Genomic DNA, 20956 nt, shown 5'->3' on the forward strand with positions numbered 1-20956 from the left:
GAGAGGTGTTGCGAAATGAATTCACCCCCTCGTGAAATGACTACCCGCCCGCCCTTTCCCCCTGACTAGACGCACCCCTTCGCCTCTCAACGTCGGGAGGAAATCGGGGTGGTTCACCACGTTGTTGTTCCAACTGACATGACTCATCCCCAAGACCTCCCTGACCTCCGTAGTCGATACTTGATCCTGCGTCACCAGAACCCCGACGATGAACTCGACCGCCTGTTGGACCTTTTGGGGAAGCCCTTTCGTCTTGCCCGTATCGAAGTCCACAACCTCAGCCCCTTTGAATATCACCTCACGAAGTCGCTCGGGCGGAAAGCCTGTCACCTTGTGTGAAGAGAAAATCATGTAGAGGTGGCATCCCGGAGGACACTTCCCGTCTACACACTGCCTGATAGCCCCACGTCCTGCGGCCTGAAAGATATGGTCGGAAATCTCCCCCATTCTGATTCGGGAGAACTCCTCCTTGGTGAGGCTACGATTGACATCAGCAGCCATGGCACCCCTGCCGTTAGCCTCGTATTGAGCGTCAGGGTAGATGAACAGCCCGACATGTATCTGGTACTTGATATGCTTGAAGTCGTTCGTCGCCTTGTGGATGCCGTAGTGGATGAAGCGCAACTTGCCGTGTCGATCCTTGGGCACCTGCCTTAGAATCTCTTTCGGCAAGTCCCTGCCTTCCTTCGGCTTGTGCGTGACGATAAGGACCTCTTCATCGACGGGGATTTCTGAAAGCATCTTGGCGACATCGTCTGCAAGACCTTTCTTAGGAGCCCTCGTTCCGGCAGACCTGTCGAGGTGATGGATCGTAAAGCCCTCATAGGACTTCCCTGCCGCTGGCAGACGGGTGAGGTCCTTCCTGTATTCTTGCCACAGATCGTAATCCGCCCTGAGCCCGCCTGACGCGTCGAGGATTAGCATCGGCTTCAGATCGCCCGGCAGGATATCCGCGTACTCTACCGTCCAATAACCGGACTCGTTGTCCTTCTTGACGCGCGCAGACCGGCCTGACAGACCATAAAGCCCTTCTGCTATGTTCTGGTCTTCCGAGCTTCGATGATGTGAACGGAAATCACCTAGGCTGAAACCATCCTTCGGCCCGTCATAAGCATCGATGTCGATAACCGTGATCGTCTCGCCCTCATGGTCTTTGAGAGAACGGGCGAAGTCCTCTATAGCGTCGGCAAGCTTCGGGTACAGTCTCTCAAACCCCTTCACTAGTGACATCAGCGAGCCTCGATTGACCACAAGGGCTTTAGACGGAAGGATTGCTTCGTCCCACACCCGAACCTGTCGGGGTTTGCCCTTGTAGAAAAACTGTTCCATCTCAGCGAACGAGGTCCCGCCCTTCGATACCTCCTCTAACCGCTGCTGTGTGGTGAAGAGGACACGGGCATTCCAGCAGTCCTTCCGCCCTTCCTCGTTAAGCCTCTGGTCTTTGGTCAGGATCGCGAATTCATCCGTAAGCCCCATGTCTTTGACAAGGCGTTTGATTTCATCAAGCCGAGACAGGAAATAGATGACCGAAACGTCCTTGAAATCGGGGTTGGCAAGGAGGGCTTTCGTCGCCTGGACTGCTACAGTCGTTTTTCCAATCCCGGTCGCCAATTGGGAGAGATAATTTTTAGGCTTTGCGGTCCCCGCAGCCATTCCAGCATACGTCCCAGCAATGGCTTCGATCCCACAGAACTGTGCTTTATTCAGTGAATGGCCATACTCTTTGAACGCTAACTCAGTCAGCCTAAGCGTTTCGTCAAAGAGGTCTCCGCCCTTCCGGGCTACCTCACTATCGTCCCAGACAAGCCCAATGGCTCTGCCCCGATTCAGTTCGGACCTGTGGTCCTCAGAGGCTTCCAGCCATTCATCTGCATCGATCATAGCCAATGTGATATTCCTCCTTTCTCATGCTCATACGTTCCTTCCGGCTGCTCCGACCTGATCACCTCAGCGAGACGGAGCCTCACCTCATCCCAATCCTTGCCTGCGATGAATCTAGTACCCTCGATAAGCTCTCTCACAGTCTCATAAGAACGATAGTCCCGTCCCCTCTTCCTCAGAATGTACCGGTAACTTCGTGGTGCAACGACCGGCCTTCTTTGCGACTCCAGTACACCCCATCCTGACGTTGAGACGATCCTTCGCAGTTGGACAGACCAGACATCATCGACCTTGATTTCGACAGAGGAAGTCATGCTGCCTCCTCTGCTAGAGCGACAAGGCGAGGCCCTTCTACCTCGATTACCTTCTGGAGGAGCTTCGTAGCGAATGGTTGTTTTGAGGTCCGAAAACGACCTCCCATGAGATCAACCGGGAAATCCGTCCTTTTAAGGAGGCTAGACCCCGATTTTGCCCCCCGCAATACATTGTTTTCATTATGTAATTCCGGCTGTTTACACGGCTTCCCGGTACTAGCCCCCTCTGTGCCCCTCGTAACGCTCTCACCAGCCTCTGTGAGGTCAATTACACGGCTTCTCAGTTCCGCTTGGGGACGCCCTAGAGGAGCACTTGCTCTGTCCAGGCGCTTCTGTCTGGCGAGATGTCGGGGATTATCAGAGACGCGTCCTGCACGTTTCGCCCTAGCCTTGTTCCCACATTCCTCGGAACAGAACTTCTGGCCATGACGGTGCTTGGTGAATTCCGCTGAACAAGTAAGGCAATCGGCTGTCCCGAACTTAATCTGGGCACGAGTCGGCAATGATAAATTGAGCATAAAAATATCCTTCAATATGTATGGTGGTTCCTTAGATTCCTTGAGATATCGGGTCATGAAGAGATGAGGCGACCACGAGGGCCGCCCCACTAAGCAACCAGTTATGCCGCTTGCGCAGCAAGTTTATGCCGGGCTGAAAAGCTTGTCGAACGAGTCCTCGGAAGCCTTTATGATAGGGCGACCCATCGACAGTTCGGACCTTCGGTCCTCAGAGGCTTTCAGCCGTTCGGCTCTGTCCAGGCTGAGTAGCGCCCTGTCGTGATTGACACTGAAGCCAGCCGCGAGAGAAAGGTTTCCCCTCCGGAGGTCCAGCCTGTCCTTGTTCTCATGGCTGACGACTTGACCCTCCTTTGCATCCATCAGAACACGAGAGACGACGACAAGCACACCATTCGAACCGAGTGCCATGACGTTGCCACCCTTGGAGTGCCAGTTCGGATTCAAGCCGAGTAGTTGCAGATCACGGAAGTCATCGAAGTCAATGACAGCTTCCCGCGTACCGTCTCGGGCAAGTGGGACATAGACGGTATTGCCCTCAATCCTGACAGATCGGGCTTTCACTGACCGCCCCCAAAGATGTCGTACGAGTTAAACGGAGCTTTACGCTTGGCTTCTAGCGTCTGCTGCTTTTCGAGCTTGCCCGCTTTTTCGAAGACCTCCTGGGAAGTCTCCACTCCCGGAGCCATCCCCTGAGCGATACCTAGACCGAGAGCATACTTCATATCGCTAGACAGATTTGGATTGTTGCGGATCAATTGGATGGCTTTGAAAATTTCGTTTTGAGCTAGTGCCTTCTCCCCCTCATTCATTTTATTGAACGGCTTTCGGAAGATCGGGTCTCTGAGGTTCCTAAATGGCATAATAAAAATTCCTCTCTAAAGTAAAGTTAGGTAAAATCTATTTGGATTCTAAATTGCTTTTGGATTTTCACGAAGGCGGTTCTTGCCATCGTTCGACAGATACTCGATCTTTAATTCGAGTCCGTTCTTGTCGGCATACTTCGCTAGTGCGCGGAGTGCTGTCGTCTTTGAGGTGAAAGAGCCGAACGCGGCGGGAGCTTCTTTCTCGAAGGCGACGTGCCAGATGGCGTGCTCGTCCTTGTGAAGCTTAAGGAATGCTCCGTCTAACGTGATCAGCATCCAGGGGTAGTTAATGTCCCCGACGACGGTCAGACCGTATGAGGCTAACTCTTTAAAGTCCCGGCCTTGGGTATCGATGTGTGGAACCGGAGCGGGGTCAACGAAGGTAACTGCGGTTGGCTGCTGGTTCGCGGCACTGCCATGGGGGAAGTGGATTTCTCCGCTTCCTGTATAACCCAATTTCATAAAATAATCTCTCATAGTTATAGCTGCTTGCGCAGCAAGTTTAGAGTTCAAATGTTTGGTTGAAAAAGAAGGCAAGAAAAAATCTTAGCCTACACCTAATTATAACAGAAATATTCACAGAAGTCAATAGAAGTGGAAGACTAACTAAGGTTAAATGACCATCAAACCCTTGTGTTGCATAGGGGTATTTATTTTCTTTGACCTCCAAAAAGAAGCGGAAATAGCAGGGGAATAGACAAGAAAAGGGGAGATCAAGGCGACCTCCCGTAAGGTATTGATTTCAAATATATAAGTTTGCTACCTTGTTGTTAGCCCCTTGATTTCATTCAGCATTCGACCCGTCGCAATTCGCGATTATTCTGGTTGCGATATTTCCATTTCAATGAGTCTATCAAGTTCGATAACCCGGAGTTTAAGGCGGTTTTGTTCGTCGACGAGTTTGTGCAGTAAGTCCTCGTCAGGGTCGTTTGGTGGAAGTGTATGAGACGTACCACGACGAATAGCGTAGAAGTCTATGACGGAACCCATGTACTGCTCCTCCTGATGTTGCGGGGAATCAAGCGATCCTGGTTCGGTATCTGCCCCGATTTGTACAATCGCCGCTCTTGTTCTTGCCACACGACTAGAGACTATCATTGGGTCATGCTTCCGCTTCCACACAACCGCAAGGGTTATGCTTCGACACAAGGGCGATTAGCTTTTGCCGGAAAAGGGGAGCTTCTTGAGGGTTGGTGATTCAAACGGCCAGCTAAGACCCCGGGGTCCTTTGACGGTATGTCGGGATCGTAGGTGATAGGAACCTATTTTCTGACGCGTCTATGCCTTGCACAGCTTGGAGACTGACTACTCCTGTGCCGTTACCCTCAGCAGGCATTCATCGATCCGGAGACCGATAACGCTGGCATTGTCTTGGGAGCGGATTGTCCCTCAACGCCAGTCACGCAATCCCCCACTCTGATATCCCCTCGGGAATGGTGGTCTGGGCCTCACACGTTGTTCTTCGGAGCATGGCTCCTCGGAGGACCTTCGGTCCGTCCAGCTACTCGGTAGCGACATCCGATCCACAACACTGTGCGCTTCTCGGGGCTTTCCGCCTAACCAGCAACGGTTTGCGTGCCTTTTGTGCTGCCGGTCCAGCAAGCTTGCCAATCAGAGGCGGCATCCGGTCATTACAGTTAGACGATACGATTGGGGCAATCCTTGGGCAAAGAAGATCAGTCCAAAAGGAACGCTACGCGCGGGTTTCTCGGACCGTTCTAATGATCTCCTGTAGAAGGCTCTCGACGGCGTTGCTCGCGTTAACCGCAGTAGCTGTAGGGATGGTCTCGCTCTTGCGAATTTGAACGTGGTGGAACGTATCGGCAATCTTGCGGATGCTCTCCAATGGCTGAAGGGTCTCCTTCAGTGATTTAGGACGGGAGTTAGCGACCTCCGCGAATGTAGTCTTTCCGAAGATGGGCGGGATGTGGTCCATAACGGCGCGAACTAGCATCGCCACGGCTATGTTGCACTCTTGCTGATGCGCGACATTCAATTCCCGACACATCTGGACAAGGCGGGTGAAGTCAAAACGAGGGTCAGCCAGCGAGCCCAAGACCGCGATGGTGCCGACATCTACATAGGTTGGTTTGACATCTACTGTTGATTTCCGACCTATTAATCGTTCTCGTCGTAAATGATTTATTGCTCCAAAAATGACCTGATTAGCTTCATAAGACAGAGAAACGACATCTCTACCTAAATACCCGTCCTGGGTCATATGCATCGCCGGCCAAAGGTGCTGAGAGAAATTGTTCACCGGTCCGAAATGATGGTCGATTAACGCACTGGCTTCGATCGACAGCCGCTTGAAGGTTGAGGCGTAGGCTTTGAAATTATCCGGATAATTCTCGCAGACCGCAAACAGCTCAGAGAAGCTGCCTGCAATCGTCATCAGTTCGTTTTCCGTAGATGTCATGGGGGAGCCCTTGGTTCGCATGCTTCCATAGCACGCCCACTAGCTTGGTGCTCCATTGCGCATCAACGTTTATCCAGAGGCACCAATGATGCACGAGCGACCCAAAGAAAAGGCCCAAGCGGGGTGCAAGGGCCTAGTGAAGTCAGATCGTGACTCGGTGGGTCAGAAGCGTAGCTATTTCAAGCCATTAGTTCTGGCTGGGGTTGCGCCGCCGTTGCCGTGTCGATCATTGCGAATTCATGTTTTGCTGACCGAGCGTTACTCCCGATGAGCTTGTCCGACGACTGACCACCGCAGAGTTTCGCCCTGACAGACTCCTGACTGGCATGGCTGTACCTCATCAACTGGGCAAGTGTCCTGTGACCTGAGATCGAGGCGACCTCTGGGACCGTCAAGCCTAGTTCGAACAGCCGAGATATCGCTTCATGGCGAAGGTCATGGAAATTTAGACCGTCTATCCCCGCACGCCCCGTCAGCCTGTCCCATTGGAGCCTCATAGCTACCGGGGTGATAGGAAAGGGCCGATCTGTGGGCTTTGTCTCGTCTGTCCTCAAAGCCGCTAGGATCGCAACGGCCCGTCTCGTCAGAGGAATGACCCTCGAATAGCCCGACTTCGACTCAGGGATGACTAACGAGAGGCGTTCGAAATCGACGTGGCGGAATTGGATCGACAGCATCTCTCCGCGCCTCATGGCCGTCTCTAGGGCGAACAGGATGATAGGAGCGACGAGCTTGTTCCGACATTTCTTCGTCCCCTCAAGCAGCCTGTCGAGTTCACCAGCCAGGAGCCTACGTTCCCTTTTGTTGTCAGTGACTTTCAGCTTCAAACCGTCGAGTGGATTCCTCAAAGGGATTTCCCATTCGACAAGGGCATGACGAAACATATGGGAGAGGGGAGAAAGCTCACGCTTCAATGACTTAGGCGTGACTGGCTTGTATGACCGATGCTTGGGTTCGCTCAACCGTTGGTCTCTGTAGGCCGCAAAGTCAGCCGTGCTTAGGTCATAGAGCGTCTTCTGACAGATCGGATAACGGAGGAACCGGTTCAACAGGATTGTCTCGACCGCTGAACCCTTCTTTTTGGGTAGGACCTCATCCCTGTATCGGATGACAAGATCGGCGAGGGTCATTGCTTTCAAGGCTTTTCGGTCGGGACCAAGCTCTTGCCTGTCGTGCTGACGCTCAATCAGTCTAGCCCATTCATTGGCATCTGCCTTTGAGACGAATGAACGCGATTGGACGGGGAAGCCTTGGCGTCTGACTTGGACCTGCCATCTGCCGTTACGCTTGCGAAGAGTAGCCATCTGAAAAGCTCCGGTTTGGCACAGGACTTTGAGTCCGTGTGACTGTGCTGTGACAGCAACCAATCCGTCAGCTTTTGGCTAATGAGTGAGATATCTATGTCATTGATTTTACGAGGTTTATATCAGTAGGTGATTAGACCTCTAGGGAGTGAGCGCTTCGTTTACACCGAAGATGTCGGCGGTTCGAGCCCGTCATCGCCCACCATAAAATCAATAACTTCCGCCCAGAAGTCACCTCCGGGTTCATTGAACTCGGAGGCAAATCCAAAACGGCACCCGCTCTCCCTCAAATGCCGGGACTAAACACCTAGCAGCCTCTGTTATCTATGCGGCCGTCCGGCATTGTTGTGTTGCAAAGTTTCGCGTCCACAAGCAGCGCCGCATCTAAGTTTAGCACCAAATGCAAGTTTGCTCCCTCCAGGTTTGCGCCCGCCAGCTGAGCTTGCGCAAGGCGCGCGCCCCTTAGGCTTGCGCCAATCAAGACCGCTCCTGACAGGCTCGCATTTGACAGGTTTGCGCCAGAAAGGCTCGCCTTCGATAGGTTCGCATTCGACAGATTCGCGCCAGACAAGTTCGCGTAATTTAGGCTGGCGCCAGATAGTTCCGCGCCGGAGAGATTCGCACCGCTAAGGTCCGCACCATTCATGTTTGCTTCTTTGAGGTCGGCGCCCGTCAGGTTCGCATTGGTCAGGATCGCGCCCGGCAGATAGCTCCCCGTTATGCTGGCGCCCGATAGGTCGCAGTCTGCGCATGTGGGCTTGGACCTGAGACGCTCGACCGCATCCAAATCGAACGCAGTTGAGTAAGAAGTGCCCAGGCCAACGGCCAGCACAGTGGAAACTATCAGTTGTTTTACTCGCCATCCCAACATGTTTGCGGCTCTATTTGGAAAAATGCGACCCGCGGTTGCAATGCCGTAGATCGCCCAGCGTCTTGGTGTCGTTCCTAATGGCACGCCATCTGTCAACGATGCCTAGAAGCCATGCGGCGCGCCCAGTCGGTCAAGGCGATAGAACACAGGCCATGCGGCCGAATGGTATCACGGGGACCGGCTACCAAACACGATCTCAGGGTTGTTGCGGGCTAAACGGGAACAGATCAGGGCCGGATGGCGTCAGGCAGCACTGGGAACCCAAATGACTCTTCCAGGTTCCAGTTGAGCCGGCGGAAATACCCCTCCTTTCCCTGCGGACATCTCCGCCGGTCAATTCGAATATCAACGCGTCCAAGATTTCACCAGAGCGGATCGACTGCGCCGCCCTTGCTCGAACAAAAGTTGCGTTTAGCATTGAAATATACTTCTCTGTATGACGAAACAATAAAATATAAAAAAGTACCTTTGTTTTTAATTGTTGTTAACCATGTGATATCCGAGATTATCCGGTTAACGCTTGAGGAAATTATTGAGGTTACGTCTCGCGCCTTACTGATATATGAGTTGTAGCAATGTGCGGATTCGGGGGCTATTTCGGTTCGATCCGGGATGCGGAAGCTTTGCTTGCGCGCATGACAGCTGCGATCGCCCATCGCGGACCGGATGAGCAAGGGAAATTTGTAGCACCCGACGCCGGGCTCGGGCATGCGCGGCTGTCCGTGATCGGGATCGGTGATGGCCAGCAACCGATGTCCGACGTGTCAGGCAATTTGACGATTGCGTTCAACGGCGAGATTTTCAACTACGTGGAATTGCGCGAAGGGCTGATAGCCAAGGGCCGACGCTTCCGCACGTCGAGCGACACAGAGGTCATCCTGCAGCTGTATGACGAGATGGGCGAGGACTGCCTGCCTCTCCTGAACGGTGATTTCGCCTTCGCGATATGGGATAACAGGCATCGGCGCATGGTGCTTGCACGAGACCGAATGGGTGTTCGGCCGCTGTTCTACACGAGCAAGGACGGAGTGCTTTACTTCGCCTCGGAGATCAAAGCCCTGCTGAAGGTCCCCGGCGTCTCGGCCGAAATCGATTCGATTGCACTCGATCAGATATTTACGCTTTGGGCGCCGATTGCTCCGCGCACGGCTTTCCACAATATCCACGAGCTGGAGCCGGCAAGCGTGATGATCGCGACACAGGGTCAAGTCACGGTCAAACGCTATTGGCACCTGGACTATCCGCATCGGGACCAGCCGTCGAAAGTCACGAACGAGGACGACGCAGCCGAGGAACTGCAGGCCCTTTTGACCGATGCGGTGAGACTTCGCATGCGGGCCGACGTGCCGGTCGGCTCCTATCTTTCGGGCGGGCTCGATTCATCCCTTGTTTCGGCACTTGCCGCCGGCATGACTCCTCGGAGGCTGCAGACATTTTCCGTGACGTTCGACAGCACCGAGCACGACGAAAGCGCCTTCCAGACCGAGATGGCTTCTGCACTTGGCACCCATCATCGAGCCATCGCCTGCCGTCCCGGCGATATCGCTCGTGTCTTTCCGGAAGTCATCCGCTTTGCCGAGCGGCCGATCATCCGCACGGCCCCGGCGCCTCTCTACCAGCTGTCCGGCCTGGTCCGCCAGGCTGGCCTGAAGGTCGTGTTGACCGGCGAGGGCGCCGACGAGGTCTTCGCAGGCTACGATGTCTTTAAGGAAGCGCGTGTTCGCCGATTCTGCGGACGTCAGCCGGCATCGCGCATAAGGCCACAGCTGTTTCGCAGGCTTTATCCCTATCTGCCCGGTCTGCAACAGCAATCTGTGGAGTACCTGTCCGCATTCTTTGGCACCAGCAACACTGCCCTCGACGATCCGCTATTCTCGCATCGGCCGCGCTTCAAGACCACGGCGGCGGCAAAGATCTTCTTTTCCGGTGACCTGCGTGCGGCCTTGAAGGGCTATGACGCGGCCGAGGACCTAGTCAGCCGGTTGCCCCAAGCATTTTCGCTGTGGCATCCACTGCATCAGGCACAATATCTCGAAACCCGCTTCCTGCTGCCGGGTTATATCCTCTCCAGCCAAGGCGATCGCATGGCGATGGCGCATGGTATCGAAGGACGTTTCCCTTTCCTCGATCCTCGTTTGGTGGAATTCGCAGCAAGACTGCCGCCGGAGATGAAGCTGAAGGGATTGGTGGAAAAGCACATACTGCGCAAGGCAGCCAAGCACCTGCTTCCGACGGCGATCCGGGAGCGCACCAAACAACCTTACCGAGCCCCGGACGCCAGCTCCTTTGTTGGAGCCGGAGAACTGGATTATGTACGCGACTGCTTGAGCGAAGCGAGCATCGCTGCCGGCGGACTGTTCAACGCCAAGGCGGTTGCAAATCTTCATGAGAAATGCCGCACGCAGCCAGTGTCCGGGTTTCGCGATAACGCGGCCTTCGTCGGCATTTTGTCGACGCAGCTGTGGCAGAAGAATTTCACCGGCCAAGAGGTCGGTGCAGCACGAGCAGCTTGAGAAGGGAAGGAAAGAAAAATGGTTACAATCAAGGACAAGGTCAGAACTTTTATCGTCGACAACTTCCTGTTCGGCGACACGTCATACCAGCTTTCGGATACAGCCTCATTGATCGAGAACGACATCATGGACTCGACGGCCGTACTGGAACTCGTGGCTTTCATAGAGGACAATTTCGGCATAGCGATGGTCGATTCCGACATCGTACCGGCCAACCTGGATTCGATTGACCGCCTCTCGTCCTTCATCAGGGCGAAAGCAGAAGCGCTGGCAGCGTAGGTACAGTCAGCGAGGAGCGTCCATGCGGATCGAACATCTCCTGGCCGCCAAGGCCGCTGCCCATCCCGCCAAAACGGCATTGATCACCAAGGACAAAAGGCTGCGCTACGAAGAACTGGACGATCTTTCGAGCCGCCTGGCCGCCGCCCTTTTCGCGAACGGCGTCAGACGCAACGACCGGGTCCTGATCTTCATGGACAATTGCTGGGAGGCCGCGGTTTCGATTTTCGCGGTCCTCAAGGCAGGGGCGACGTTCAGTCCGATCAACGCATCCACCAAGGCCGAAAAGCTTGCCTACATCATCGCTGATTGCGACCCTGCGGCGATCCTCACGCAAGCAAAACTGATGCCCGTTGTCGCGGAGGCGTGCGGATCGAGCGGCAAGACCGGCATCTTCGTGGCTTCCACCGCTGGTGCCGATAACCAATACCCGGCAGGAGCGACATCCCTGGCCGACTGCCTGACGCTCGAAGCCAGTGAGATCGACCACGGCGGCATCGACGTCGATCTGGCCATGCTCATCTACACCTCGGGCTCAACGGGCCGGCCCAAGGGCGTGATGATGACGCACCGCAATAGCGACGCGGCCGCGGACTCCATCACCAACTATCTGCGCAACGCGCCAGACGACATCATTTTGAATGTTCTTCCGCTCGCCTTCGACTATGGCCTCTATCAGTTGCTGATGGCTGTCAGGCTCGGCGCCACGCTCGTGCTCGAAAAGTCCTTCGCTTTTCCTCAGGCGGTCTTTGAACGTGTCCGCGAGGAGGGCGTCACCGGTCTTCCGCTCGTGCCCACGATGGCGGCGATGATCCTGCAGATGCGTGACCTGACGCCGGGTTTCCTGCCCAGCCTTCGCTATATTTCGAATACGGCGGCGGCGTTGCCGCAGGCGCACATAGAACGTCTGCGCTTCCTTTTTCCCGGTGTCAGGCTGTATTCGATGTATGGCCTGACGGAATGCAAGCGCTGCACCTATCTACCGCCCGAGGAGCTCGATCGCCGGCCGGGATCGGTCGGAATAGCCATTCCGAACACCGAAGCCTTCGTCGTCAACGAGGACGGGCAGCGAGTGCCGTCGGGCGTTGCGGGTGAGTTGGTCATTCGCGGGCCCCATGTCATGCAGGGTTACTGGCGCAACGAAGCTGCAACCGAACGGACCCTGCGGCCTGGCCCGAACCCTTGGGAGAAGGTTCTCTACACCGGCGATCTGTTCAGGACCGATGAGGATGGCTTTCTCTATTTCGTCGGGCGCAAGGACGACATCATAAAGACGCGGGGAGAGAAGGTGGCTCCGAAGGAAGTGGAAGCCGTGCTTCACGCCCATCCAGGCATCGCGGAAGCTGTTGTCGTCGGCGTGCCGGATCCCGTGCTTGGGCATGCGATCGGCGCCCTCGTCATCCGCTCGGATCCGACGCTCAGCGAAAAGGATGTCATGCGCCACTGCGCACGTCATCTCGAGGATTTCATGGTTCCCAAGGTTATCGAGTTCCGCTCGGAATTGCCAAAGACGGATACGGGCAAAGTCAGCCGCCGGCTTGCTGCAGAGATGATGGAGGCCGCGCAATGAGTGTTCGCCCCAGCGAGGACGCGCAGGCCATTCTGGCGCAGGCTCTGGCTATCGACCCCGGCGCCGAAACGGACAGGATCGTGACCGCTTTGCGCCAGCAGTTGCGCGGTATTCGCAAGCGGGGCCTCACGCTCGGTCTTTCGGGCGGGATCGATTCAAGCGTTTCGGTGGCGTTGGCAGCGCGAGCCGTCGGGCCTCAGAATGTATTGTGCCTGTTCATGCCGGAAAACGATTCCGATCCGGAAAGTCTGCGGCTCGGCCGCCTTGTCGCCGACACGTTCGGTGTCGAGGCTATTGTGGAGGATATCGGACCGACCCTGCGCGCCATGGGCTGCTACCAGCGTCGCGACGCGTTCATCCGCGAATTGGTCCCGGAATACGGCGAAGGCTGGGCCTCGAAGATCGTGATCGCGAACGCCCTCGAGAGTGAGGGCTACAATATTTCGTCGCTGGTGGTGCAGGACCCTAAGGGCAAGCAGACCAAGCTAAGAATGCCGCTCCCGGTCTATCTCGGGATCGTCGCCGCCACCAACATGAAGCAGCGCACCCGCAAGCAGATCGAATACTATCATGCCGATCGGCTGAACTTCGCCGTTCTTGGAACGCCCAACCGGCTGGAATACGATCAGGGGTTCTTCGTCAAGAACGGTGACGGCGCGGCTGACGTCAAGCCGATCGCACATCTCTATAAAACGCAGGTCTATGCGCTGGCGGCCTATCTCGGCGTTCCCGACGAAATCCGCAACCGGCCGCCTACCACCGATACCTACTCGCTGGCGCAGACGCAGGAGGAGTTCTACTTCTCGCTTCCCTATGACCGCATGGATATTTGCCTTTGCGGCCTCAACAAAGGCGTGGCGGCCGAAGTGGTCGGGCAGGCGGCGGGACTAGACGCCTCACAAGTGGAACGCGTCTGGGCAGACATCACCGCCAAGCGAAAAGCCACGCGCTATCTGCACCTGCGCCCGCAACTCGTTGATGAGGTGGAGGAAGTCGGTACCTGACCTGCCTCTCCAACCCGGCCACGGCGAGCGCTTCAGGTGAAGCGGCCGCCGATCAACTGGCTCCACTGCTCGCCCGCAAGCCCGTTCAGGAAAGCTTGTGAGTTCTTCATGGCATCCAAAAGCTCGGGATCGCGTGAATGCACCACGGTCGAGGCAACGGTCAGGAAAGCTATGCGTCGCCCAAGCATTGCTTCCAGAAGTGCAGGTTGAATGCGTCCGCGCAGGCCGCTGATGCCGCGCACGGTGGCATGATCGATCAGGCAGTCGATGACGGGACCCGCCTGGCCGGGGAGGGCGAGGATCTGCAACACGCGACCGATTTCACCCGTCCGTGCGTGATAGGCGAATGCGCCGACATTGGTGCCGACTGGCGATGTCACGGAAACGTAGACAAGCTCGCCCAGATCCGTCTTTTGTGCCGCATCGGTCAGGATATGATCGAGTAGGCCTTCCGCCCAAGCCGGGCGCAGGGCGAACTGGGCGGTCAACGGTTCGATCAGCTTGGCAAATGTGTGACTGTCGATTTCGGACATCCGAAAGGCTCCGTGGCCTGCCCCGTCCGCCGCCACACCGGACCAGCGTCGTTCGCTCGACTTCATTCGTCTGCAATAAAATCGGTCGAGGGCGTGGGCAAACGGACTGAGCATTCGGACAAGCTTCATGCGACTGGCGGAAAGGCCGAGCACAAAGGTCGACGGCCGCATTACGCGTACCCAGTCAAGGCTGTATTGCGGCAGGACCACGCCGCGCAGCCGGGTCCACAACTTCGTGGAGATATCATTGGCCGTCTCGCTGAAGGAGATGTCCTGCGGACCATCCAAATAAGCTTTCAACAAGCGAGCGCCGGCCATCGGGTCGCGCTCATGATCCTCGACCATGAGCGAGCTGCAAATGGCGGCTCGTAATTGTCGGCCGTTGAACTGCATCGGCAATACGTGAACGCCGACAAACCCAGAGACGCGGCCGGCGTCGTTGACATGGACAAGCGACCGCAGATCGCCTCCGCAACCCGGCGCCTCCAGATAAAACCGTCTCATATATTCGATGAGCGCGGCCGGCGCTTCGGTCCGTTCTTTGCGCAGCACGCGTTGAAACATGCCCGCGACTGCCGGAAGATCGGCACTTTCAAGGGCGCGAATGACGCTCAAACGCGGCTCCCGGCACCGGAGTCCCGTCCACCGCGTTTCCGGACCAAAGGAGAGCTGTGGTGTTGCGGCAAGGGCAGTCTCTTTGCTTGAAGGGATGAAACCAGCGTTGCTGTACCAACTTCGGGTAAACCGATGTTAAAGTTTTGGTAGCGAACCTCGTGCATTGGCGCGGCCTTGCTTCGTCGGCGTCGCGGAACGTCTGGCGAGGCCTCAGCCCTGAACCCGACAGCCTTGTAGAAGTTCAGCGCGTCAATATTCCGCCGCATGACTTCAAGGCAAAGCCCGGTTGAGCCGCAGGCGGCAAGGCGCTGATCGAGAAAGACCATCGCTCGCCTGCCGATGGCTTTTCCGCGCGCCTGCGGCAACAGGTCGATATGGCCTTGCGAGGGATAGACGGCGAGCGCTTGCGGGACAGAAAAATCGGGATGATGGATCCGATGCCGCGCCCAATCGCTGCCGCGCCAACGGGAGCTATCGGGTCCAGGGTCGGCCACGCGTGCTTGAAGGTCGGGATACCACTTTGCGGCCAGGCTGGCATTGAAGGAATTTGTGTCGGCTGCGCCAAGGAGATAGCCGCAGGCACCCTCGGGATCATCGATGACGAAGGCCAGATCGGGTTGGAGGACCTGGTAGGAGATGGTGAAGGCCCGAGTAGATCCGGGTCGTCTTCGCGGCCGGTCGCGTCCTTGCCCGCATCACCGGTCTTCAGACAGATCATGGCAAGTGCCGGATGATCGGCTGTTGTTGCCGGCCGCAGGAAAAACCGTCACCGAAATCGAGGATCACGGCGGAAGGAGCCGAAAATCCTTGCCCTCGGGCAGCAATTGGCCGCCATCGACGACGATGGTCGTGCCGGTGATGTAGCTGGCATCGTCCGAGGCGAGGAACAGGAAGGCATTGGCCACGTCGCGCGGGCTGCCGAGCCGGCCGAGTGGAATGGAATCCTGCATGTTCTTGATATAGGCCGCGCCGCGGTGCATCTGGATTGCTTCGGTGAGGATGTTGCCGGGCTCAACGCCGTTGACAGTGACGCCGTAGCCGGAGAATTCCAGCGCCGCCGAACGGATGAAGCCGTTGATGCCGGCCTTGCTGGCGGCGTAGTGGCCGTGACCGGGGCTGGTGACGTGCGGGCCGGTAATCGACGAGGTGTAGAGCATGCGCCCGAAGCGCTGCGCCTTCATCGGCGCCAGCGCGGCAAGAGTGGCATTGAAGGTGCCGCGCAGATTGACGGCCATGACCCGGTCCCAGTCGTCCGGACTGGTGTTCTCGATGAGCTGCCAGGGGTAGATTCCGGCATTCTGGACCAGGATGTCGAGACGGCCGTGACGGTCGAGGGCCAGCGCCACGGCGGCCTCTGCATCGGCTATCTGCGAGATGTCGGTACAAATGAAGGCGGCGCCGAGTTCGTCCGCGGTCGCTTGCCCGGCCTCAACCTCGGTATCGGCCAGGACCAGCTTTGCGCCCTCTTCGGCAAAGCGTTGTGCGATGCCCTTGCCGATGCCGCGCGCACTGCCGACGATCAGCGCGACCCTGTTTTCGAGACGGCCAGTCATGCCAGCCTCTGGCGAATGGTTTGCTTGAATGCGTCGAGCAGCACGGCGGCGAGCACGAGCATGCCGTGGATCACTTGGGTGAAGTTGGCCGGCAGGCCCATGAGGTTGATCGCCGTGTTGATGGCCGACAGCAAAAGCACACCGGCATAGACGCCGGGCAAAGTGCCGACGCCACCCTTCAGACTGACACCGCCGATGACGACGGCGGCGAAGGCGTTGAACAGCAGGCCGACGCCCAGATTGGCGGTGGCGCCGGAGGTGCGGATCGCCAGCAGCCAGCCGGCAAGGCCGGCTATGGCGCCAGCGAGAACAAAGGCAATGACGAGGTTGCGGTTCACGCGGATGCCGGCGCGGAAGGTTGCGGTCTCGTTGCCACCGATCATGACGAGATGCCTGCCGAACGGTGTCTTGGCCATAATCAGCGAGAAGACCACGAAACACGAAATGGCGATCCAGGCGGTGAGGGGGAGGCCAAGGAGCCGCTGAATGCCGAACCAGCGGATCGCCGGAGCAAGGTCCTGCGCAGAGCGGCCGCCGGAAATAACCAGCACAAGGCCGCGCACCCAGATGTAGGACGCGAGCGTGATGATGAAAGCACTCATCTTCACTTTCACGACCAAATAGCCGTTGATGACGCCGATGATGCCGCCGACAATCAGGGCAAGCAGCAGCGAAACCGGAACCATCAGCCATTCCGGGTGCAACTGAACGCCAAGGCCGATACCCGCCGAGCAGAACAGGATGCCGACCGCCATGGCGCCGAGCGCCGCCACGGACTCGACCGACAGGTCCATGTGTCCAGTGATGATGACCAGCGCCAGGCCGATCGACATGACACCAAGCACGCTCGACGCCTCTATGATGTTGGCGAAGATGCCGAGCTGGAAATAGTTTGGAATGAAAATGGAGAAGACCACCAGCACGAAGACCAGCATGAACCAGACGAGGTTGTCGAGGGCGAACTCGAGGGCGTGGCGCGTGCGGGGATTCATGTGCTGATCCGGCTGGCGCATGACCCCGAAAACCGAATCGATTTTTCCGGGATCGTGCGCGGATTGAAAATTGCTGCAGCGTCCCTGCGCGTTCGTTCTGACGTGCCGGGCTGCAGCGGTTAGGCTCCGGGCCAGCTTGGCCCGAAGCCCCAGGGGACCTTGCTATTCGATCGGCTTCACCGTGTCCGAGGGCGGTTTCATATTGCCCCAGAAGGCCGGGTTATCGACATTTTCCTTGGTGATCGCAGCGCCGGGGATCTTGATGTTCGGCCCCCAGGCTTCTTTGGTCACGGTCGACTTCAGGCCGAGCACTTCGTACTCTCCCGGCTTGATCTCCTGTTTGTTGACGACCTTGTCCATGAACATGGCGACGGCGGCGGCCTGAGCGTAGAGCGGCTGCTCGACTTCGACATTGAGCCAGCCCTTGCGGATCAGGTCGAGGCCGACCGGCGCACCGTTCGAGCTCATCAGCATAACGTCGCCCGGTTTCTTGCCGGCGGCCTCGAGCGAGGCGACGGCAGCGACCGAGAGATGCGCGGCGTGGCTGAAGATCAGGTCGATATCCGGGTTGGCGAGCATCTGGTCGGCAACGATGGTGCCGGCGTTGCTGGCTTCCCATTGCATGGCCGGAACCGAGATGATCTTGACGTCCGGAAATGCCTTCATCTTCTCCTCGAAACCCTTCTGGATATCGAGCGTGTAGGGATCGCCAGGATCGCCGAGCACCTGGAGGATTTTCCCCTTCACCGAGCCGTTCTTCGCCTTCAAGAGCTTCTCGGCCTGGTCGGCGGCGACGTAGCCGATCTCGACGGTTCCGGCCACCGATGTGAAGTCGGAGGGTGTCGAGGTGATCTGGCGGTCGAATTCGACCACCGGGATGCCGGCGGCGCGGGCGGCCTCGATGGACGGCTTCAACGCATTGAAATCGACGGCGGCGAGAATGATCGCCGACGGCTTGAGCGCGATGACGTCGTTCATCTGCGATTGCTGAGCGTCGGTCTTGTTATCGGCGTTCAGCGTTTTCATCTCGTAGCCGACCTGCTTCAGGAACAATTCCAGAGCGCTCACCGAGCCGGTCTGAAACTCGTCGAGTAGCGTCGGCACCATATAGTAGACGGTGCCCTTGGACTGGGCGAATGCCGGCGTGAGCGTGGCAAAGGCCAGTGCCAGGATACCGAAGACAGCAAGAAGTATTTTCTTCATGTCGTTCGCTCCTTTTGCGCCGGACCCCTCATTTTGTCCCTCAGCCAGCCGGTCCGGCACCGGCAAGCGTCTCTCCGGTGATCATGTTGATCACCGCGTCGGGACTTGTTTTGTTGCGCGCGACATCGCCCGCCACGACACCTTGCCGGATCACAACGATCCGGTCGGCGACCTGAAAGGCCTGCTGCATGATATGAGTAATGATGACGACGCCGATACCCTGGCTCGCCACCTGGCGGATCATGTCGAGACCGCGCCGCGTCTGCTCGACACCGAGTGCTGCGAACGGCTCGTCGAGAAGCACGAGCTTGCCGCCGAAATGCACGAATCGGTTGAGTTCGATAGCCTGTCGCTGACCGCCCGAGAGATGCTCGACATTGGTCCTGAGCGAGGGGATGCGCGTGCCGGCGCTGGTCAGCGCCTTCTTGACCACTTGCTCCATGGCGGGTTCGTCGAGCACGGGAACGCCAAGAAATTTCCTGGTGATCTCGCGGCCCATGAAGAAATTGGCGACCACGTCGACATTGGTGCAAAGCGAGAGGTCCTGGTAGACGGTCTCGATCCCCGCGGCCTTGGCCTCGGCGGGAGATTTGGCGAGGAATTCCTTTCCCTCGAACAGCATGCGGCCGGAGGTAGGCTCCAGCCCGCCGGCGATGATCTTGACCAGTGTCGATTTGCCGGCGCCGTTGTCGCCCAGAAGCGCCACCACCTCGCCCTTGCCGATCGAGAAGCTGATGCCCTTGAGCGCTTCGATGGCGCCATAGTTCTTGGTGACGTTGTCGAGCACCAGCAGGGGTTCGCTCATGCCAGGCTGAGTTCCGATCATGCCAGGCTGAGCTCCGCTCATGCCGCGATCCCCTTGCCTTGCAGGATGTCTCGCCCGCGTTCGCGCTCGGCGGTGAATATCTGGCCGAAGCGCGGCGAAAGCAATCCGGAAACTGCAAGTGCTGCGGCCCCGCGCAACACCGCATGCTGGCCGCCGCGTGCGACGGTGACACGGGGCGTCGTGCGGTCTCCTCGCGCCGAGACCGAGTTGGGAAGGTTCGCAACCGAACCGGCCAGCCGTTCAAGCAAATCGGTGGACGCAAGTCCGCCGAGGATGATGGTTTCGGGATCGAACAGGTTCTCGATGATGGTGAGGGCGATGCGGAAGATCGGCCCGACTTCATCAACCCAATCGGCGTCGCTGATGTTCCGGCGCCGCAGCGCCTCGAGCGAGAGGTATCTTTCGAGGCAGCCGCGATTGCCGCAGGGGCACGGCTCGCCAACCGGCACGACAGGGATGTGTCCGATTTCGCCGGCATTTCCCCAGGCGCCGCGCAAGGCGCTTCCGTCATGCACCATAACGCCGCCAAGACCGACACCGAAATAGAGATAGTAGTATTCGGAATATCCCGCTCCGAGGCCGTACAGGCGCTCGCCCATTGCCGCGGCCGCCATGTCGGTCTCAAAAAACGCGGGCAGGCCGGTCGAGGCCTCCAGCCGTTCCCGAAGCGCCACGTCCTTCCAGCCGGTCATCGTCGTCGGGCCGATAAAGCTCATCGATTCCACGCCGAAAGGGCCGGGCAGCGCCATGCCGATGCCGAGAACGCGACCGCCAGGGCGCAATCCGGTCAATTCAAGCACCATCGCGCCGATCAGCTCGAAGGCATGGTCGGGCGTTGCGCTGGGAGCCTCGCGGTAGGTGCTCTCGATCACGTCACCGCTCAAATTGATCAGCGCCGCATTGATGCCGAGGGGAGTGACGTGGATGCCGACGGCGTAGCCGCCCTCCGGGTTGATCCGCAGGGTCGCCGGAGGCAGCCCGCGCCCCCGCGGCTCTTCGCGCATGGACAGAACGTAGCCATGTTCTTCCAGCTCGCGAACGATGGTCGACACCGTTTGCACGGTGAGCCCGACCCGCCTGGCAATGTCGCCGCGAGTGATCGGGCCGTGGAGGCGGATGGATTCGAGGACGATGCGCCTGTTGTAAGGCCGCCCGAATTCCTGATTGGTCCCCCGCAGTGCCATGTCTTGCGCCCTTAGGAAACATAAGGTTCGCACCGAATATTTATTCAGTCAAATGGAATTCAAAAATAATTTTGCGCGGGATCCCGGTTATGTAGCGTTCCTTAGTGCCCCCCTCTGTCCTGCCGGACATCCTCCCCACAAGGAGGGAGATTGGCAGCTTCGGCGCGGTGCTCATTCATGAAACATTGGAGACTGGCGAAAGCCGGGACGACCGCCGATCTCCCCCCATGTGGGGGAGATGCCAATTTTTGACAAAGAGGGCAGGACAGAGGGGGTACTGTCCCGCCAGCCCCAAAAAGCAGGTACAACCTATAGGCTGCAACTAATGCCAGGGAATTAGATCAGAGGTACTGTGCGACCTTCTTGCCGACCCTCAGGAAGCGCAGCGGGTCGATGGCTTCGCCATTGTGGCGGATCTCGTAATGCAGATGCGGGCCGGTTGAGCGGCCGCTGCTGCCGGTCTTGCCGATGACGTCGCCGGCGTTGAGCCTCTCGCCGACGGTCACGCTGATTT

18 protein-coding genes are annotated in these 20956 nt (G+C 57.7%); 4 read left to right on the forward strand and 14 right to left on the reverse strand.

Translation table 11 applies throughout. From position 1 onward, the window contains the following. Positions 1-21: 21 nt before the first annotated feature. From EOC93_RS25260 to EOC93_RS25295, 7 genes are all read right to left on the reverse strand, one after another. The gene (locus EOC93_RS25260) at positions 22-1881 is read right to left on the reverse strand and encodes a DEAD/DEAH box helicase family protein (protein ID WP_245461538.1); all 1860 of its coding nucleotides are present in this window, start codon (positions 1879-1881) and stop codon (positions 22-24) included. A gap of 955 nt (positions 1882-2836) precedes the next feature. Continuing rightward, positions 2837-3274: a hypothetical protein gene (locus EOC93_RS25265; RefSeq protein ID WP_127205960.1), complete on the reverse strand. Its 438-nt coding sequence runs from the start codon at positions 3272-3274 to the stop codon at positions 2837-2839. After that, the gene (locus EOC93_RS25270; RefSeq protein ID WP_127205961.1) at positions 3271-3573 is read right to left on the reverse strand and encodes a hypothetical protein; all 303 of its coding nucleotides are present in this window, start codon (positions 3571-3573) and stop codon (positions 3271-3273) included. Before EOC93_RS25270 ends, EOC93_RS25265 begins: the two co-directional genes overlap by 4 nt. A 48-nt stretch (positions 3574-3621) precedes the next feature. Continuing rightward, positions 3622-4038, reverse strand: coding sequence for a hypothetical protein (locus EOC93_RS25275; protein WP_127205962.1), 417 nt, complete (start codon positions 4036-4038; stop codon positions 3622-3624). A gap of 1231 nt (positions 4039-5269) precedes the next feature. After that, complete coding sequence (locus EOC93_RS25280) at positions 5270-5971, reverse strand: hypothetical protein (protein ID WP_127205963.1); 702 nt, start codon at positions 5969-5971, stop codon at positions 5270-5272. A gap of 203 nt (positions 5972-6174) precedes the next feature. Beyond that, positions 6175-7125, reverse strand: coding sequence for a site-specific integrase (locus tag EOC93_RS25285; protein WP_245461537.1), 951 nt, complete (start codon positions 7123-7125; stop codon positions 6175-6177). A gap of 481 nt (positions 7126-7606) precedes the next feature. Further along, entirely contained in the window at positions 7607-8170 is a 564-nt protein-coding gene (locus EOC93_RS25295; RefSeq protein WP_095489624.1) for a pentapeptide repeat-containing protein, read from the reverse strand. Positions 8171-8745: 575 nt separating this feature from the next. On the opposite strand from EOC93_RS25295, the gene asnB reads away from it, so the two are divergent. The 4 genes from asnB to nadE are packed head-to-tail and all read left to right on the forward strand — an operon-like array spanning position 8746 to position 13536. After that, positions 8746-10683: an asparagine synthase (glutamine-hydrolyzing) gene (gene asnB, locus EOC93_RS25300; protein ID WP_127205965.1), complete on the forward strand. Its 1938-nt coding sequence runs from the start codon at positions 8746-8748 to the stop codon at positions 10681-10683. Positions 10684-10701: 18 nt separating this feature from the next. Then, positions 10702-10962: an acyl carrier protein gene (locus EOC93_RS25305; protein ID WP_126106852.1), complete on the forward strand. Its 261-nt coding sequence runs from the start codon at positions 10702-10704 to the stop codon at positions 10960-10962. A gap of 22 nt (positions 10963-10984) precedes the next feature. Beyond that, entirely contained in the window at positions 10985-12532 is a 1548-nt protein-coding gene (locus EOC93_RS25310) for an AMP-binding protein (protein WP_127205966.1), read from the forward strand. Beyond that, a complete protein-coding gene (gene nadE, locus EOC93_RS25315) occupies positions 12529-13536 on the forward strand; it encodes an NAD(+) synthase (protein WP_127205967.1) in 1008 nt (335 codons plus the stop codon). The genes EOC93_RS25310 and nadE overlap by 4 nt, the downstream gene beginning before the upstream one ends. Before the next feature lie 32 nt (positions 13537-13568). Here nadE and EOC93_RS25320 read toward each other — a convergent pair whose 3' ends face one another. From EOC93_RS25320 to EOC93_RS25355, 7 genes are all read right to left on the reverse strand, one after another. Further along, positions 13569-14684 carry a hypothetical protein gene (locus EOC93_RS25320; RefSeq protein ID WP_127205968.1) on the reverse strand — a complete coding sequence of 372 codons (1116 nt, stop codon included), beginning with the start codon at positions 14682-14684 and terminating at the stop codon, positions 13569-13571. 782 nt (positions 14685-15466) lie between these two features. Then, positions 15467-16237 (reverse strand): SDR family oxidoreductase, encoded by a 771-nt coding sequence (locus EOC93_RS25330; protein ID WP_095489617.1) that lies wholly within the window; start codon positions 16235-16237, stop codon positions 15467-15469. Then, positions 16234-17229 (reverse strand): ABC transporter permease, encoded by a 996-nt coding sequence (locus EOC93_RS25335; protein ID WP_095489697.1) that lies wholly within the window; start codon positions 17227-17229, stop codon positions 16234-16236. Before EOC93_RS25335 ends, EOC93_RS25330 begins: the two co-directional genes overlap by 4 nt. A 162-nt stretch (positions 17230-17391) precedes the next feature. Next, positions 17392-18432: a sugar ABC transporter substrate-binding protein gene (locus EOC93_RS25340; RefSeq protein ID WP_095489616.1), complete on the reverse strand. Its 1041-nt coding sequence runs from the start codon at positions 18430-18432 to the stop codon at positions 17392-17394. Positions 18433-18472: 40 nt separating this feature from the next. Next, complete coding sequence (locus EOC93_RS25345; RefSeq protein WP_095489696.1) at positions 18473-19237, reverse strand: ATP-binding cassette domain-containing protein; 765 nt, start codon at positions 19235-19237, stop codon at positions 18473-18475. Between the two features lie 38 nt (positions 19238-19275). After that, on the reverse strand, positions 19276-20442 hold the full coding sequence (locus tag EOC93_RS25350) for an ROK family transcriptional regulator (protein WP_127205969.1): 1167 nt from the start codon (positions 20440-20442) through the stop codon (positions 19276-19278). 341 nt (positions 20443-20783) lie between these two features. Next, a partial coding sequence (locus EOC93_RS25355; protein WP_164759271.1) for a M23 family metallopeptidase occupies positions 20784-20956 on the reverse strand: 173 nt, incomplete at its 5' end.

Origin of the sequence: Mesorhizobium sp. M6A.T.Ce.TU.002.03.1.1 (assembly GCF_003997275.1) — a bacterium.
In the GTDB taxonomy this organism is placed as follows: domain Bacteria; phylum Pseudomonadota; class Alphaproteobacteria; order Rhizobiales; family Rhizobiaceae; genus Mesorhizobium; species Mesorhizobium mediterraneum.